Origin of the sequence: Microcoleus sp. AT9b-C3 (genome assembly GCF_036705485.1) — a bacterium.
GTDB lineage: Bacteria > Cyanobacteriota > Cyanobacteriia > Cyanobacteriales > Microcoleaceae > Microcoleus.
In genome coordinates this window covers 95,302-110,801 of the sequence record NZ_JAUBUR010000017.1, presented here as the reverse complement: position 1 = coordinate 110,801, position 15,500 = coordinate 95,302, and the positions used below count along the sequence as shown (strand labels likewise).

At 44.0% G+C, this 15,500-nt stretch carries 10 protein-coding genes; 4 read left to right on the top strand and 6 right to left on the bottom strand.

Going from position 1 to position 15,500, the window contains the following annotated elements:
* Nucleotides 1-159: 159 nt before the first annotated feature.
* The 4 genes from QUB77_RS16855 to QUB77_RS16840 form a co-directional block, all read right to left on the bottom strand.
* The gene (locus QUB77_RS16855) at nucleotides 160-2,019 is read right to left on the bottom strand and encodes a tetratricopeptide repeat protein (RefSeq protein WP_333174918.1); all 1,860 of its coding nucleotides are present in this window, start codon (nucleotides 2,017-2,019) and stop codon (nucleotides 160-162) included.
* Nucleotides 2,012-6,103, bottom strand: coding sequence for a tetratricopeptide repeat protein (locus QUB77_RS16850; protein WP_333174920.1), 4,092 nt, complete (start codon nucleotides 6,101-6,103; stop codon nucleotides 2,012-2,014). Before QUB77_RS16850 ends, QUB77_RS16855 begins: the two co-directional genes overlap by 8 nt.
* 24 nt (nucleotides 6,104-6,127) lie before the next feature.
* On the bottom strand, nucleotides 6,128-8,959 hold the full coding sequence (locus QUB77_RS16845; protein ID WP_333174923.1) for a tetratricopeptide repeat protein: 2,832 nt from the start codon (nucleotides 8,957-8,959) through the stop codon (nucleotides 6,128-6,130).
* A 278-nt stretch (nucleotides 8,960-9,237) separates the two neighbouring features.
* Complete coding sequence (locus QUB77_RS16840; protein ID WP_333174926.1) at nucleotides 9,238-10,104, bottom strand: calcium-binding protein; 867 nt, start codon at nucleotides 10,102-10,104, stop codon at nucleotides 9,238-9,240.
* A 541-nt stretch (nucleotides 10,105-10,645) separates the two neighbouring features.
* Here QUB77_RS16840 and QUB77_RS16835 point away from each other — a divergent pair.
* Both QUB77_RS16835 and QUB77_RS31775 read left to right on the top strand, forming a co-directional pair.
* Nucleotides 10,646-10,894, top strand: a complete 249-nt coding sequence (locus QUB77_RS16835) for a hypothetical protein (RefSeq protein WP_333174928.1) — start codon at nucleotides 10,646-10,648, stop codon at nucleotides 10,892-10,894.
* 83 nt (nucleotides 10,895-10,977) lie between these two features.
* Nucleotides 10,978-11,145, top strand: a complete 168-nt coding sequence (locus tag QUB77_RS31775; RefSeq protein WP_333295977.1) for a transposase — start codon at nucleotides 10,978-10,980, stop codon at nucleotides 11,143-11,145.
* Between the two features lie 315 nt (nucleotides 11,146-11,460).
* Here the strand turns inward: QUB77_RS31775 and QUB77_RS16830 are convergent, their stop codons facing one another.
* Complete coding sequence (locus QUB77_RS16830) at nucleotides 11,461-11,646, bottom strand: hypothetical protein (protein WP_333174930.1); 186 nt, start codon at nucleotides 11,644-11,646, stop codon at nucleotides 11,461-11,463.
* 1,633 nt (nucleotides 11,647-13,279) lie between these two features.
* On the opposite strand from QUB77_RS16830, the gene QUB77_RS16825 reads away from it, so the two are divergent.
* Together QUB77_RS16825 and QUB77_RS16820 are read left to right on the top strand one after the other, a co-directional pair.
* The gene (locus QUB77_RS16825; protein WP_333174931.1) at nucleotides 13,280-13,477 is read left to right on the top strand and encodes a hypothetical protein; all 198 of its coding nucleotides are present in this window, start codon (nucleotides 13,280-13,282) and stop codon (nucleotides 13,475-13,477) included.
* Nucleotides 13,478-14,188: 711 nt separating this feature from the next.
* Entirely contained in the window at nucleotides 14,189-14,389 is a 201-nt protein-coding gene (locus QUB77_RS16820) for a hypothetical protein (protein ID WP_041622289.1), read from the top strand.
* Nucleotides 14,390-14,716: 327 nt separating this feature from the next.
* Here QUB77_RS16820 and QUB77_RS16815 read toward each other — a convergent pair whose 3' ends face one another.
* Nucleotides 14,717-15,466: a pentapeptide repeat-containing protein gene (locus tag QUB77_RS16815; protein ID WP_333174933.1), complete on the bottom strand. Its 750-nt coding sequence runs from the start codon at nucleotides 15,464-15,466 to the stop codon at nucleotides 14,717-14,719.
* Between the last annotated feature and the right edge of the window lie 34 nt (nucleotides 15,467-15,500).

Here is a 15,500-nt window from a genome sequence, read left to right as displayed (position 1 = left end):
TTGTCAAGGGGAGGCGGGTCTTTTGTAGTCAGTTGACGGTTGTCAGTTGACGGTTGTCAGTTGACGGTTGACTGTGGTGAGCTTTCCAGTCAACAGTCAACAGTCAACAGTCAACAGCTAACAATGCCCAATGCCCAATGCCCAATGCCCAATGCCTAATTACCAATCAAGTTTTCGACCTAAATACTCCTCTAGCTGCTGATTGTAAGGTCGGAAATAATCGCTCAACCTATCGCGAACCGATTCATTTACCCGCTGATAAGAACCGGGATTAGCATTTTGGTACTCAGACAATTGATATTCCGGCAAATCTAAGAATTCTAAAACTTGCTTGACTGTTATCGCCGCACCTGCATAAAAATCTTCACTTTTCAAAATTAACAACTGTTCTCTAGGAAAGAAAGCCAGCCAGTTTTTAATAAATTCTATGTACCTACCGCGAGCTAAATAATTCCCCGGTTCCTCGCCGATGATGTATGCGGGATTTTGATTCAACCGTTCAATTTCATCGCTAATTACCCGATCGAGCGATCGCGCTTCCCAGTTTAAGTCAGTCAAGCGGTAAAATTGAGAAATCGCCCGATCGACCGGATTTCGCAACAGTACAATCAGTTTAGCCTCTGGAAACAGGCTGTAGAGCCGTTCCGGTGCTTCGCGAGAGTCAAAATAGCTTGGGCTTGCTTCACCAGTTACAAATTGCTCTCCCCGAGGCATTGGCGGAAAATGAGCCAAATACCAATCAATCCCTCTGTCAAAGTGCCACGAGAAAAAATCCATCTCCTTTTTAATCGGAGTCAAAATTTGCGGGTGTTGGGCTAAATAAGTATAAAGAGAAGTTGTGCCGCACCGCTGAGAACCAATAATTATAAAGTTAGGAAATTCGACGGGTTTTAAGTTCCAATTTTGTAGAACTGGCATCTTGCCTGTATCTGCTTGTAAAACAGGCATCTTGCCTGTTCTATAACTTATAATAGATGCAAAACTTTGTTTAAAACTGACAGTTCGATAAAAATCAATCGCCTCGGCAATTTTACCTTGCCTCGTCAAAGCTTCTCCCAAATTCAGATAAGGCCAAAAAGCCTCCGGTTTAGCTGCAACAACTTCGCGGTACAAGTTCTCAACTTCATCCAGCTTGTTTTGCCTAACAAAAACTTCCCACAAATTGTAATAAAACCACCAAGGAATATCGGGATTTATTTCTATTGCTTGGAAAAATGCCGCCGCCGCTTCCTCACAATATTTTTGGTTGCTCAGAACAGCACCTAAATTGTAGTAAGACCAGCAATCATCTGGTTTTTGGGCGACAGTTGCGCGAGATGAGGCTAATGCGCGATCCTCTTCGAGGGCAACGCTTACGCACTTTTCTTGCTGCTGCAACAAATCCTCTAATTTCGCTGAGTTGCATTCATGACGCGGCATATTTGTCAATAGCCAATTGTAAATAATTATTGCGCTTTTTGGGCGATCGTACTTGGCTAAATTCTTTCCTAACTGCAAATAAAAATCCCAATTTTCCGGTGTAATTTGCAATTGAGATTGTTCTAACACTAAGTTTAAATCAGACTCAGTTTGTCTGAGAGCGTATCCCAACTTCTCGTAAATTCCCGGCAAATCTCCATCAATTTGAATAGCTTTTAAATACGTAGCGATAGATTCATCCCACTGTTTTAGTTGAGTTAAAGCGTCGCCTAAATTGCAAAAAGACCAAGCAAAATCCCAGTTGAGTGCAATCTCGCAGCGGTAAGCAGCAGCAGCCTCTTCCCATTGCTGAAGTTTCAGCAAAGCATCGCCCAAATTGTGATAAGACCAGGAAAAATCGGGATTTAACTCAACAGCTTCTTTGTAAGCAGCTACAGCTTCCTCCCATTTTTCAGTTTTCAGCAAAACATCGCCCAAATTGTGATAAGACCAAGAAAAATTTGGATTTAATTCAATAGCTTTTTTGTACGCAGCAACAGCCTCATCAAACCGACCGCTTTCTTGCAGGGAATTACCCAAATCGTGGTAGTCATTATCCATGCAAAACTCCTGCAATTGTCAGTAATTTTTCGAGCGAGTTCAAATCCAACCGCATATTCTTATGTAAAGGTTTTGTCGGAGTCTCATCATCAACCAAATCACCAATTAAATAGTAATGTTCCAAACTGCACAAATTGCTAATCATCCAATAACAATGCGGAACGTAAAGAGGAGAAAAAATTTCAATTACTTTAGTTCCCGGACTGCAAAAAACTAGATTTGTCAGCCCCCCTCCATGAGGTGCGACAACTATTTTAGCAGCACCCAAACACGCTGCTTGTTCCGCAATCGACATCGTTTCCAACTTGACACTGCGAAACCCAAATTTTTCTAAGTATTTAATTACCTCTTCATCGTTAACGATTCGCCGATAGGATGCTTGTTGACGACTGATATAAATTCGCTCTGAATAGTCTGTGTTTAGTGGCTGTTCTTCCTTTAAAAATGTCTTTTTGAGATATTCACACTTCCATTTAGAAACCGCACCAGATCCGTCATAAGATATTGACGGAACTATTAATTTATCGGCGGTAATATGTAAATTGCAGCGACTTTCTAAAAGTTTATCTTGAGGAATTCCTAAACTATTTAAAGTTTCTGCTTGATAGGAAGAATCGCTGGCATTGACAACAAACTTATCTATAGTTTCTATCAATCCGCTCCGCTGCAAAAGGTCAAATCGCGTAATCACATCAAACATCCAATGAAAATAAGCAGCTCCACCCCAGCGAGCCGATAAAAAAGCCACATTTCCATCGACGTGTTCAGCGGGAGGCAATTTGTCGGAAGTGATTACCAATTCCGCACAACCCATTGAAATATCAGCAACAAGTTTATTGTCTGAAGTAATCACGGCGCTAGTCACAACATCTGCCCAAGCTCTTCCGTTTGGCAATACGGCAACAAAAGCTTTTCTGGAATGACTTTGATGTTCCCAGAATCTGTGGCTGCTATCGATTGTTTTGGAATCAGATAAATTGATTTGACTCGCAGGATGGATGTCAATGCAGGTGAGGTTAGCATTGGATTCTGCTGCAACGGTCAAATCTTCTGTAAACCCACAGTATTTTTTGAGAATACTTAAGGGTAAATTTTGATTACTGCATTTTGCCCGATCGCTCTCATCGCCTTCTCCTTGTTGTTCGAGAGCATAACCTATATTATCGTAAGCATCAAACAAATCCGGTTTAATTTGCAGGGCTTGAACTAAATTAGTGATTGCAGGTTCCCACTGCTGTTTGGCAATGAAACTCAAACCCAATCCTTCGTAACACCAACAGGATTTTGGGTCTAGATTGATGCCTTTTTCATAAATGGCGATCGCCCTTTCTAATTCCCCTTGATTCCGCAGTGCATCACCCCACTTTTTGTACAGCCAACTATGTTCAGGTTCTAGCTCAATAGCACGATCAAAAGCCCCGGCTGCTTCGGACCAATTTTCTTGTAATTCCAGAAGTTCCCCCAAACTATTGTACAGCCAACAATCATTGGGGTTTAATTCAATAGCTTTGCGGTAAGCCTCCGTCGCTTCTTCCCAATTTTCCAGTGCAACCAAAGCCCTACCTAATCTTTCGTAGGACCAACAGAAATCGGGATTAAGTTCAACTAACTTGCGGTAAGCAACAGCAGCTTCCTCGCACTCAGAAAGCTCCATCAGCACATCGCCTAAATTGTTGTAAGTCCAACAAAAATCTGGATTTAACTCAATAGCTTTGCGGTAAGCAGCAGCGGCTTCCTGGTGTTGCTCAATCGCCTGCAAAGTTTCCCCCAAAAAGTGGTAAGCCCAACTAAAATTAGGGTTTAGTGCGATCGCCTGTTGGTAAGCTGCCCTAGCTTCGTCAAATAGTTCTTTCTTTTGCAGATTTTTACCTAACTTGTGGTAAGTTAAGTAGTTGCCCGACTTAATTTTAATAGCTGTTTGATAGCGGGAGTTCGCCTCATCCAAATAACCGGAATTCGCCGCAATATCCCCCAACTTTTCCCAACCCAGAGACAACAGAGTTTGCTCTTCGCCCAAACTTTGATTGCCAATTTTTTTGACGATGAGTTGATAGCCTTTGTGTACTACTTCTAACTGACTTCCAAACATCTCCAAAAAAACATCTATGCCAATTTTTGTATCTTGCTCCGGGCTGTCGGGAAACGTAAACTCGTAATCATCAAAAATCATCAATCCCCCAACTTTCACCAACCTCCAAGATAAAATCGCATCTTGCAGAGCACTGGTAGGTTTGTGACAGCCGTCTATGTAAGCAACATCGTAATATTCTGAAGCCAAATTAATTAACAACTCTTGAGAGTAACCTTCTAATTCAATTACCCGATCTGCCGCTCCAGTTTTAACAATATTGCCCTTAAAATGTTGTTGAAAATACAAATCAATACAAGTAATCTTTGCCGTCGGATTAGTTAAAATATTATCCAGCAGCCAGCAAGCCGACATTCCCTGAAAACTGCCGATTTCTACGACTTGAAAATCCGCAATTCCGATAAATTCTTGCAAATGCCGTTTCCAAATAGGAATATTGTGGGTAAACCAATCTTGGGTAAATTGATAATTTTTTGACGCACACTCAGCCCAACCCCTCAATTCGCTCGCTTTTTGGTGGCAAATAATTGCTTCTTCTAATTCCCCTAATTGCGGTAAAATATTTCCTAAATCGTTGTAAGGCTTAGAATTTGTCGGCTCGATTTCTATTTGGTGGCGGTAAGCGGCAATTTGTGCGTATAACTCCTGTTGTTTGGCGCGAACATCATGGAGTTGGGCGACAACTTCTGCAGCATTGGGTTCAATTTGCAGGGCCATGCTATAAAATACGATCGCACCTTCCAACTGCTTCTGTTTTGCTAAACTATTGCCTAAATTTATATAAAACTCCGCTCCATCTAACTCAATTCCCAGCAATTTGTGGTAAATTTTCCCGCTTGCGAGTACCTCGATACCTTGACAATAAGTTGCGATTGTGCTGTCTAAACCCGATTCGCTCCGCTTCCGCAAAACATATCCCAATCTCTGATTAATTCCCGTCAAACTAGGCTCAATCTGAACCGCGTGCAGGTAAGCGCTAACAGCTTCATCCCAGAATTTTTCGCAGGTGCAGGCAATTCCCAAATTGACATAAAACCAAGGAATATTTGGATTTATTTCAATAGCTTTGCGGTAGCAACTAATAGCTTCGGGCCACAGTTGTTTTTGAGCCAAAGCGTCCCCTAAGCAATTGTATGCCCAGTAGGAATTATCATTAATTTCCAGAGTCTGGCGGTAACATTTAATGGCTGCATCAAACTCCTGTTTTTGCGCAAAAACATTACCTAAACCCACGTAAGCACGAGCGTATTTGGGATTTAGTTCGAGGCTTTTGTTGTAACAGGCGATCGCCCGATCTAATTCTCCTCGCTCCGCCCAAGTTTTACCCAAACTGTGGTAAGATTCAAAAGAATCTGGATTGATGGCAATCGCTTGTCGGTAATTGGCGATCGCCTCATCCCACCGCTTCTGACCAACCAGCATTTCCCCCAAATTGTGATAAGCTGTTGCCAGTTGCGGGTTTAACCCAATTGCCCGCGAATAACACTCCATAGCGCGATCGAACTTTCCCAATTCAACCAAACTATTTCCCAGAGTGACTTGTTCCTCAGCAGTTGCCCAATTCGGCTCGATATTAAAAGCTTGATACCAACAGTCTGCCGCCTCTTCTCGCTTCTCCAACTGCGTCCAAATTTTCGCCAACTGCCGATAAACCGCAGCAAAATTCGGGGCTAGCGAAATTGCTTTTTCACAATTGGCGATCGCCTTTTCCCATTGTTTCCCCTGAGAATACAAAATGCCGAGATTAGCGTAAACTTCCGGCAAATTTGGATTGCGATCGATCGCCCTTTCATACCACTGCTTAGCTTGCTCGATTTCACCTCGAAGCTGCATCACCTTTCCCAGCGTCTGGCAAGCTGCCGCCAAATTCGGTTCAATTTTCAACGCTGACTCGCAAGCAGCAACTGCCTCATTCAACTTTCCTTCGGCTAAATAAACTTCTGCTTGCCGACTCAAATCAACCGCTGCCTTTTCCATCTTCTCAATCGAGGGCATAATTAAACTTGCTCCAGACACCAACTAACCCAAACCCACCACCTCAACCATCTTTTTCAGCGAACTCAAGTTCACTAAAATATCCTCAGTCAGGGAATTCTGATACATCAACTGTCTAATAGGATAGCATTCAAAAGCCTCGCCCGTTAAAAAGTAATGTTCCAACTGCAAATATTGACTGATTCCCCAGTAATAATGGCTGATATAGTGAGGCGACACCAACTCAATTACTTTAGTTCCCGCGCGACAAAAAATTGTATTTGTCAAGCCGCTGCCGTGGGCAGCAACTATCACCTCAGCGTGGTAAAAATGAGCAATTTGCTCTGCCAAAGACATCGACTCCGGCAAAATAGAAACAAAGCCAAAGTTCTCCAAAACCTCAACCACATCTTCTTCGTTCAAAACTCGTCGGTATCTTGCTTGGCTGCGGCTTATATAAATGCGTTTCGGATAGCTCGAACTAGGTATAATTCCCTTGAGAAACTCGCGCCTCAAAAAATCCATCGCCCACCCAGAAGGCCAGCCCAAATATCCCGCAAAAGACGGCACAATTAACTCTGTTGCTTGAATGTGAGGCAAGCGATCGCTCTCCAAGACTTTTTCTTCGGGAATGCCCAAAATTCTCAGACTCTCCCGCTGAAATTGGTGCTGGCAACTATTCACCAAAAACCAATCAATTTCCGCCAAATCCCTACCGCTGTGCCGCAGCAATTCTATCCTCGGCAAAACATCAACCATCCAGTGAAAATAGACATTTCCCGACAAACCAGAAAGCACCGCCACGCTGCCGTCAATTTGCTTGAGAGAGGGGAAGGATTCTAACTGAAAAACACTGTGTTTTCTAACATCATGCTTTTCGCATCCAGGTAAAAACCCCGGATAATCTCTCGACACATCAGCCAACAAATAATTGTCAGGAGTAATTACAGCTATCGCCTTGCAAATCAGCCAATAATTTTCTTGTGGCACAATCCAAACTCGGCCGTTGGGAATTGCAGCCACAAAAGTTTTGGGCGACTGCACAGGTATCGGTTGCGAGTTGGACAAACGGCACACTCCCCAACCCAAATGCACCGGATCGAACCACTTAGAAAGTCGCTGCAAACACAGCCCGCAAGTTAACCCGGCACAATCGGAATTTGCCAACTTGGAATTGGATCTAACAAATTGGGAATTGGGAATATTTTCTGTACTTGCTTCTGGTGCAGATTTCCAAAATATTTCCACATAATTGTCAGCATCTAACTTAGCATTAACCAACCAATCCCAACTCGATAAATAAATACCCTGAGGAGGTTTTATAGAAGTGCTATCTGGCAATATAAAGCTCTTTTTTTTCCACTCTAGCTGATTTCCATAACCGTGCAATTGCAGCTCTAAAACTTTTTGATAATAATCGATCGCCCGTTCCCAGCGCCCCTGTTTTTCCAGCAGTTTTGCCAACTCAAAATAAACCTGCGGTAAAGCAGGTTGAATCGTCAAAGCCATGCGGTAAACTGCAATTGCTGCACAGAACCGCTTTTGCTGGGCTAAGGAATTTCCCACTCGCCAGTAAAGCTCTGCATTTTTCGGCTGAATTTGCAAAGCTTTTTGATAATAAACGGCGGCCGATTCGTGTCCGCCGTACTCTGTTAAAGCATTTCCCAAATGCAAGTAAATTTCGGCTAAATTATCGCAAATTTCAGCAATTGGTAATTCGCAAGCTGCACTTGACAAATATCTAGCCACACCATCTTTTTTATTTACTTTTAAATCTGTTAAATCCGTGACATCCGTGACATCCGTGACATCCGTTACATCCGGTACAAAATCCGTTGCCGAACTTCCAGTTAGTGCTGTGAGAAATCGATCGCACGCAGCGATCGCCCTTGACAATTCATCATCTTCTACAGCAGCACCTCTGCGCCTTTCTCCCAAACGGCAGTAAGCCTCAACAAAATTAGGCTTCAGAGCTATTGCTCGCTCAAAATAAGGCATGGCTTCAGCAATTTTGCCCAAAACCATCAAAGAAAACCCGGCGTCTGTATAGCCCGAAATATAGTCGGAATTGATCTCGATCGCGCGATCGAAACAAGCAACCGCCGCCGAATGTTCCCCCTGTAATTGCCACGCTTTCCCCAAATTGTAGTGAGCCAAAACCATGTCCGGCTCCAACTCAATAGCTGTGAGGTAAGATGCGATCGCCCGATCCGGACTTTTGTCCAGCAAGGCTTGGCCCAAATTATTGTGCAGCGTTGCCCAATCCGGCTTAATCTCCATCGCCCGCTGGTAAAGCTCGATCGCCTCAGCAGCCCGATCGTCCTTGAGCAAAATCACACCCAGATTGCTGTAAGCTTTCACGTAATCCGGCGCCACGGCGATCGCCTGTCGGTAGGTATCCATTGCCGCTTCGAGCTGACTATTTTCATCTAAAACCACAGCCAGATTGTATAAAGCATCGAGATAATCCGGTTTTTGGGCGATCGCATTTCGGTAACAGTCGATCGCCCCCAACAAATTACCCTGCCTGTGAAAAATATTTCCCAAGTTATAATGAAGTTCCGCCCAATCTGGTTTCAAATCCAGAGCTTGTCGGTAGTGAAAAACCGCTTCATCCAGCCACGCATAGTCGCTGTAAAGTTGACCCAAATAAGCATGAGCCAGAAAAAACTGCGGCGAAATCTCCAAAGCTTGCACAAAAGCGTCTCTTGCCGCCGTCGGATCGCCTTGAGCTTCGAGAATTTCGCCTAAAGTAGTGTAAGCCGAGGGCGAAAATGGTTGAAGTTCGATCGCCTTTTTGCAAAACTCGATCGCCTCAGTTAACTTCCCCCGGTTCAAATAAATTTGGGCTTGCCGGATATATTCTTCAGTGCTCATTGCTAGCGGTGCAGTTGCGGTTTCTTTACCGCTTCAGTAAAACCTAGAATTTCTAATTTAAAAACTTTGTATTTATATTTTGCCCGATCGGGCGATCGATTAATTTTATCAATAACTGTCGATCTATTTTTTTTAACTGCCCCTGCTTCAGTTCCTGCATTAAATATTTCAACCTCACCCCGCTTGTAGCCGAGTGAGGTTGAAATCCTTTAAAACTAAGGGCTTTGTGAGAACAGCCCCGAATCTTATCCGGTGCCGCCCCACAACAGCCAGTTGTTTTAGAACAACTCGAAGTTGTTCGTGGTAATTGTCAGGCCAGGCTGCAACTGAGCAACAGTTAGCACTCCGCTGGTGCCGTTGAAGTACAACGCACCGCTTGTGGGATCGTAGATCAACTTGTTCGTTGTGGCTCCTGGGTTGTTAGCGTTGAAACCAGAAACGACGACAAACTCGCTCGCCTCTAAGCCGTTGCTGGCCAAAGCAGAGAACACACCACCGCCTGTCGCCTGCAAGCGGATCTTATCTTCACCTGGGGTAAAGTCAGTGATCGTATCTACGCCGTAATCGCCACCGCTGGAGAAGAAGTAGAACGTATCGCTGCCAGCACCGCCCGTCAGGACATCGCTGCCTCTGTCGCCAGAGATAAAGTCAGCGCCAGCGCCACCATCGACAGTATCGTTGTCTTTACCGCCGTACAGGCTGTCGTTGCCGTCGCCGCCGCTGACAATATCGTTGCCTTGGCCGCCAAAGACTGTATCGCTGCCCGATCCGCCGAGTACAGTGTCGTTGCCTCTGTCGCCAGAAAGCAAGTCATTGCCATCACCGCCATCAACGAGGTCATCCCCTTTACCGGCAAAGATCCGGTCATCGCCAGTCCCACCAGCGACCACATCAGCGCCGCTGCCTGAAAAGATATTATCGTTGCCGCCGCCGCCACCGATACTGTCATTTCCGCCTCCGGAAATAATCAGGTCGTCGCCACCGCCACCAGCGATGGCATCAGCGCCCGCAAAAGTCAGGATGATATCGCTGCCTTCGCTGGCGTTCAACCTGTTGGCGCCGGCGATGCCGATAACGGTTGAGCCACCGCCACCACCACCTGGTAGTGAACTTGCTGGCTGTGTTGGATTAGTTACCTGTGTCATTTACACTCCTCCTAAAAGATCAATCATTTTTCTACAATACACTTTTCCCTCCAAAGGGATTCAATAAATGAAACCGGACATCGGTTGAGACCCTAATTGACCCGGCTGCTATAAGCTGTCATGTAATTTAAATTGTCAGCAGCGAGCCTCGGAGCGCGAGTTGAATCCTGTATTCGTTGAGCAGCAAATCTCGGTTGTTTCCTGCTTTTGACTCTCGACTCCACCACTGCCTCCTCTAACACGAAAATATTCCACTTAAACGTTTGCGAGTTTACCATAATGACCGTCGGTGTGGCTAGTCATTATTAAAACAATACCCGGAAGATACACAGAGACCATTTTTAATCGGAGTATGCTCTCAAGATTGAGAAGTTGCACCGGGTCTTTGGCACTGTCGATCGCCCGGAAGTTCGATCGCCCGCAATGGGGCTGGAACTGAGCTGCGATTTCTTTTAAGTACACTGTACCTGACCAGACTTTTGATTTTCGCCAATAGTTCCCCAGAAATCAAAATTTTTTAGCTGGCTTTGAAAGCAAGCCCGTGCACGCTGGAGGTCGGATTCAATCAAAAGTGCATCCCAACACAGTCCCGGAAGGACTTTTGAGCCTCATCACCTTGATGTTTCCACCGGAATCCCTCACGCTCCATACAGGATTTTGGCTAAAAAACCCAGTTTTTCAACCCCAATCCGTCATTTCCACCGCGTTCTACATCCATCCGGACAATCAGACAATGCAGCGCCCGTCTTTTGGTGAAGTTGGGATGAACGGTGGGCCGGTAGATTTGTGACTGTACTGTAACTAGATTTTAGATTTTAGATCTAAGATTTACTCCAGAGATGAATCTGGGAACTGGAACTAAGATATAAAATTTTGGGCGGCAGGCGAATCCAGCCCCTGTTATGGGTTGGCGCAATTGTAGTTATGAATAATTTATTTGTTGATAATGCTGAAGCCATCAATTTTTTGAGGGCATCTATCGGAGCCAAGGTAAAATTCTTACCTGCCTACTCGCCGGATTTATCTCCGATAGAGTTGTAGTGGACCAAAATCAAAGCGATTTTCCCTTCTGAAGCATATCCACTTTCAAATGTTCTTGATGAAGCGAGTACTAAAGCTATTAAGGCTTTTACTGATGAAAATGCTTGCTCATCCTTTCATCACTCTGGTCTCTGTTGAGAACAAACTAAATAGTGATTTTTGTGGTAAATTCGATGGCTGATACCTGTGAGTTCAAATATTAAGTTTTTCGCCAATACTTGCTTACTAATTGTTGTTAAATTCGAGCTGATCATTAACGATTAGCAAATTATCCGAAATTTGGTTCGGCATTAATTCCGAGAAAATCTCTACTATTTATTCCAAGCGGTGTGCTTCTAGTTGCGCTGGTGATGCGTTGGAATTACTCTGGCTGTCGTACCTGTAAATTTGAGCGTCACTCTCGAAAATATAATTGATGGAAGTAGCTGCATAGTAGCTCAGCGCTAGCAGCGACAAGAGATTAAGAACTCTATAAATTGGTTTCTCAGATACTTGGTTCATTTTGACTCCTACTTTTTATGCAAATAGCGAATTTGGATACAGTGACGGCAGTTTTTTTTAGAAGTTCCCAAACATCTCGCACCTCTAAAAATTTCGCTGGCTCCCGTTATACACTCCTGATGCTCGATCGCCAAAAATAAGTCGTACTTGAGATTTGAAACTGTTTTTGTTGCCTATTTCATATTGCAGTCTCTGCCTTGAATTGTCTATCTAACTGCGGTAAGAGTTAGGCTAATTGGACGCAAACGAACTCTACAATTTCCCGTTTAAAGCTGCTACGATTTGATGAAAGGGAGCTGGAAAAGGTTAAAGGGCAAAGAGCCTAGCTGTTTTTCAACGCCTAGCCACGATTTTCCCACATTCGATTAATGGTACCTAGCCGCCGGTAGTATAAAAATTCTTAAGTTGGTCAGCGGCAGGCGAAAATATATCTGAAGTTATATTTTTGCAAGCAACAGGCCATGTTACATTACATATTAATTTTGAGCTTGGTTGAGGTGGCAGATAATTTTTGAGTTAAAAAATGTTGTGGTCGTTGTCCGATAATTTGAGTCTGACAATTTTGCCTGAGCCGCACCCTTAAATCACGATGTGACAGAAGAAAAGTAGGCATCAGTAGATTGGAGACTTCGGCGTGAGACCTGCAGCTAGCGCTGAGTCAATCTCGCTCAGTTGAACAATTTGAGATTTGAGATGTCTTCCACAGATGAATCTGAGAGCTTGAACAAACGCCTAAAGTTTTGGGCAGCAGCAAACTCCTGTCGGAAAATTGTATCCGTTTTTGGGCGGGTTCAAAAAGCAGAAGGCAGAATGTGATAGCGGTAAAAAAATACTGTTTTAGGATTCAGAATTTTTATTGGATTCTACCTTCTCGCTGAATTTTTTTTATAAGTAAACACGGTAAATTATTCGCTGCCAGGAGCGATGCACGCTGAATAATTTAGGACGAGATAAGCGACTGGGTTGCAGCCAGTTACTTCCACAATTTATTATAATTCTTGCTCACATTGAGCTGTTTTTACAACAGACTTTTTGCTGGTAATTTGCAAAAGGGATAGGGGCAGAACAACAGGCCAAAACAAAGGCCCCATTATTAAGGCTATCCAAGATATCACGTCTTTTTTAGATGTCGCAGTATCATTCAAAAAACTTTTGAACCAAACAAGAAAAACGATTAAGGCAATCGAAAAGTAGCTAATCATTATCATTTTTTTACCTGCCTGCCTATAGATGGGATAGAAGTATTTATAATTATTGTATCTCAGGCCGTGGCTCGTCGATCGCAACTTTATGCTCTGAGCTGCAAGCTGCAAGTGTCTAAAACCCAAAGTTTCACAGCTATCCAAGTCCAGAGCCGGCGATGTTGAGGGGACTTACTTCCGCGGCGCGGCGGTCTTGGGAACTCAAAACCTTGTGTTCAGGGCTTTTCGAGGTTTTGTCAAACCTTGAGGCTACCACCCAAATTATAGCTTATGCGATCGAGGTCTGTGGTTTTATGTGATTTAAATCACCTATACTGGCAGACTTCGGTCACAAATCGAGCCAAGAACGATCACACAGCTTAGCCGACTCCAATCACCCTACTTTTTTCTCAAATCCTCGATATTATAATAGTCGAGTTCAACGAGATTTCATGCAAGCTCTGACTTTAAAATCTGATCGCGCGATCGCTGAACTGTTCTATCAAGTCACTAATTCAGGCAATCTGACTCGCACTCAAAGCCACGGACTGCGCGAACTCTGCCAAAGCGCTCTCAGCGAAGACGCCAGAGATGCAGTCCACCGCCTGCTGCACGCCATCCGCCGCGGATGGGTCAGGATTTCCGATTAGTCCCCTCACACAAAAAGTTGAGATGAGTATTTTTACTTTCTCTCCTGTCAAGCTTTGCCAACAATAAGATTTTCGTGAGTAGGTCGCTCCATTAACCCTCTCAAAAAAAAATTGTACTGCGATCGAAAAGCTTGACCCGGTTTCTTGAAGAAGCCGGGATTTTTGATTTGAAGCAGCCAGTCGATTTTAGATTTTAGATTTTAGATTTTAGATTTTAGATTGACTTCACAGATGAATCTGGGAGCTAGAACTAAAGGTTAAAATTTTGGGCGGCTGGGGACTTCTATCGAAAACTTGTATCTGTCTTTGGGCGGGTCATTAAGTATATACACGGAAGAAATACCATACCAAGAAACTAGGTAAATGTAGGTAAAAGCCGGCTTCTAAACACGCTAAAAGTTTTACGTTGAATTAAGCCGAGCGATTTCTCTAGCCGTGATTAGTAATCTATATAATAGATAAATATTAATTTATTTGTCACCGTTTCTTAACCAAAAGTAGAGACGTGGGGGTTGCCAGAAGCGAGGAATCGGGACGGGGTTTGTGTTTCAAGTAGAAGGGCGATCGAGGAAATATCCGATCCCCAAGTCGCGCTGACACAAATCACTCATCAAGAGCCAATCGATCACATTTACTTCGGTAGTTGAATCACATAAATTTTGGAAAAATCAGTCAATACTGTCAAAAGTGAGTTCAAAAACAAAACACATGATGAAAACCCAAACGCTGTTACCTCAATTTACTATTGCAGAGCTAGTCTTCCAGGTATATCACTCCGGTCTGCTGACTCCCACTCACCGACAACAGCTCAAGACAGCGCTGTTAAATGACTGTCTTACCGAAGAAGATCAAACAGCCATCAACCGCTTGCTCCACGCCGTTCGCCGGGGCTGGCTGAAGGTTGTAGATTAAATTCTCGCCAACTTTTTTTGCCACTTTCTTTAAATGAACTGTCACTCAATTTTGGATTTTAGACTTCCGCAAGCGCTCAGTCGAACCGTGGAGTCCCGCTTACTCGAACAATTTGAGATTTTAGACTTACTCCACAGATGAATCTGGGAGCTTGAACAAGACTCTAAAATTTTTGCCTCTCCACAACACGAGTCCGGGGCTTCTCTCGATTTCTGGGCGCCTGAGATTAACGCAGAATTAAATCCCCTTAAAAAAATCAGGCATTAGCCTAAAGGTAGGGTGCGCCACAAGCACCCTGCGGTTTTAACTTCTATTTTGTCAGCTTATTTAGTCAGAGATTGTGCCGTCAGGCATCATGGCCTCTCTGAGATTCGCTTCATTCAAATTTGTCCCGCGCAAAGAAGCTTGATGCAAGTTTGCTCCCCGGAGATTTGCACCCTTAAGGGAAACTCCGCTCAAATCTGCTCGATGGAGATTTGCACAGCTCAAGTTAGCTCCGCTCAAATCGGCTCCCTTCAAATCAGCTTTTTCCAGATTTGCTTCCGTCAAATTTGCCCAGCTCAGATTTGCTTGAGTTAAGTTAGCACGGCTAAGGTCAGCTTGTGTTAAGTTCGCGTCGGTTAAATTTGCTTTACTGAGGTTGATTTCACAAAGTTTCACTTCTGTCAAGTTTGCACCTTGCAAGTTAGCGTTAACTGCATAAACTTGAATCAAAATTGCCCCCTGAAGGTTTGCATCTCTCATGTCTGCACCCCTGAGACTCGCCCCCGTTAAATCGGCCCCGCTGAACACGACACTCCGCAAGATGGCTCCGCTCAAGTTCGCTCCCACCGCCTCACATTCACCAAAATTAGCAGACATGAGGTTGGCTTGGGAGAGGTTGGCTTGACTGATATCTGCTTGATACAGATTAGCTCTGTAGAGGGTGAGACCGATCGAATTTGCACCTTTTAAATTAGCGTGACTCAGGTCAATATCGCGCAAATTTGTCCTTGACATATTGACCCCGGCCATGTCTACTTTGTGAAAAACCCGTTCTCCGGCTGCATACCGTCTGAGAAGTTCATCTGCATCCATGTCATTTTCCCCAAAATAATTAATAATACCTTTG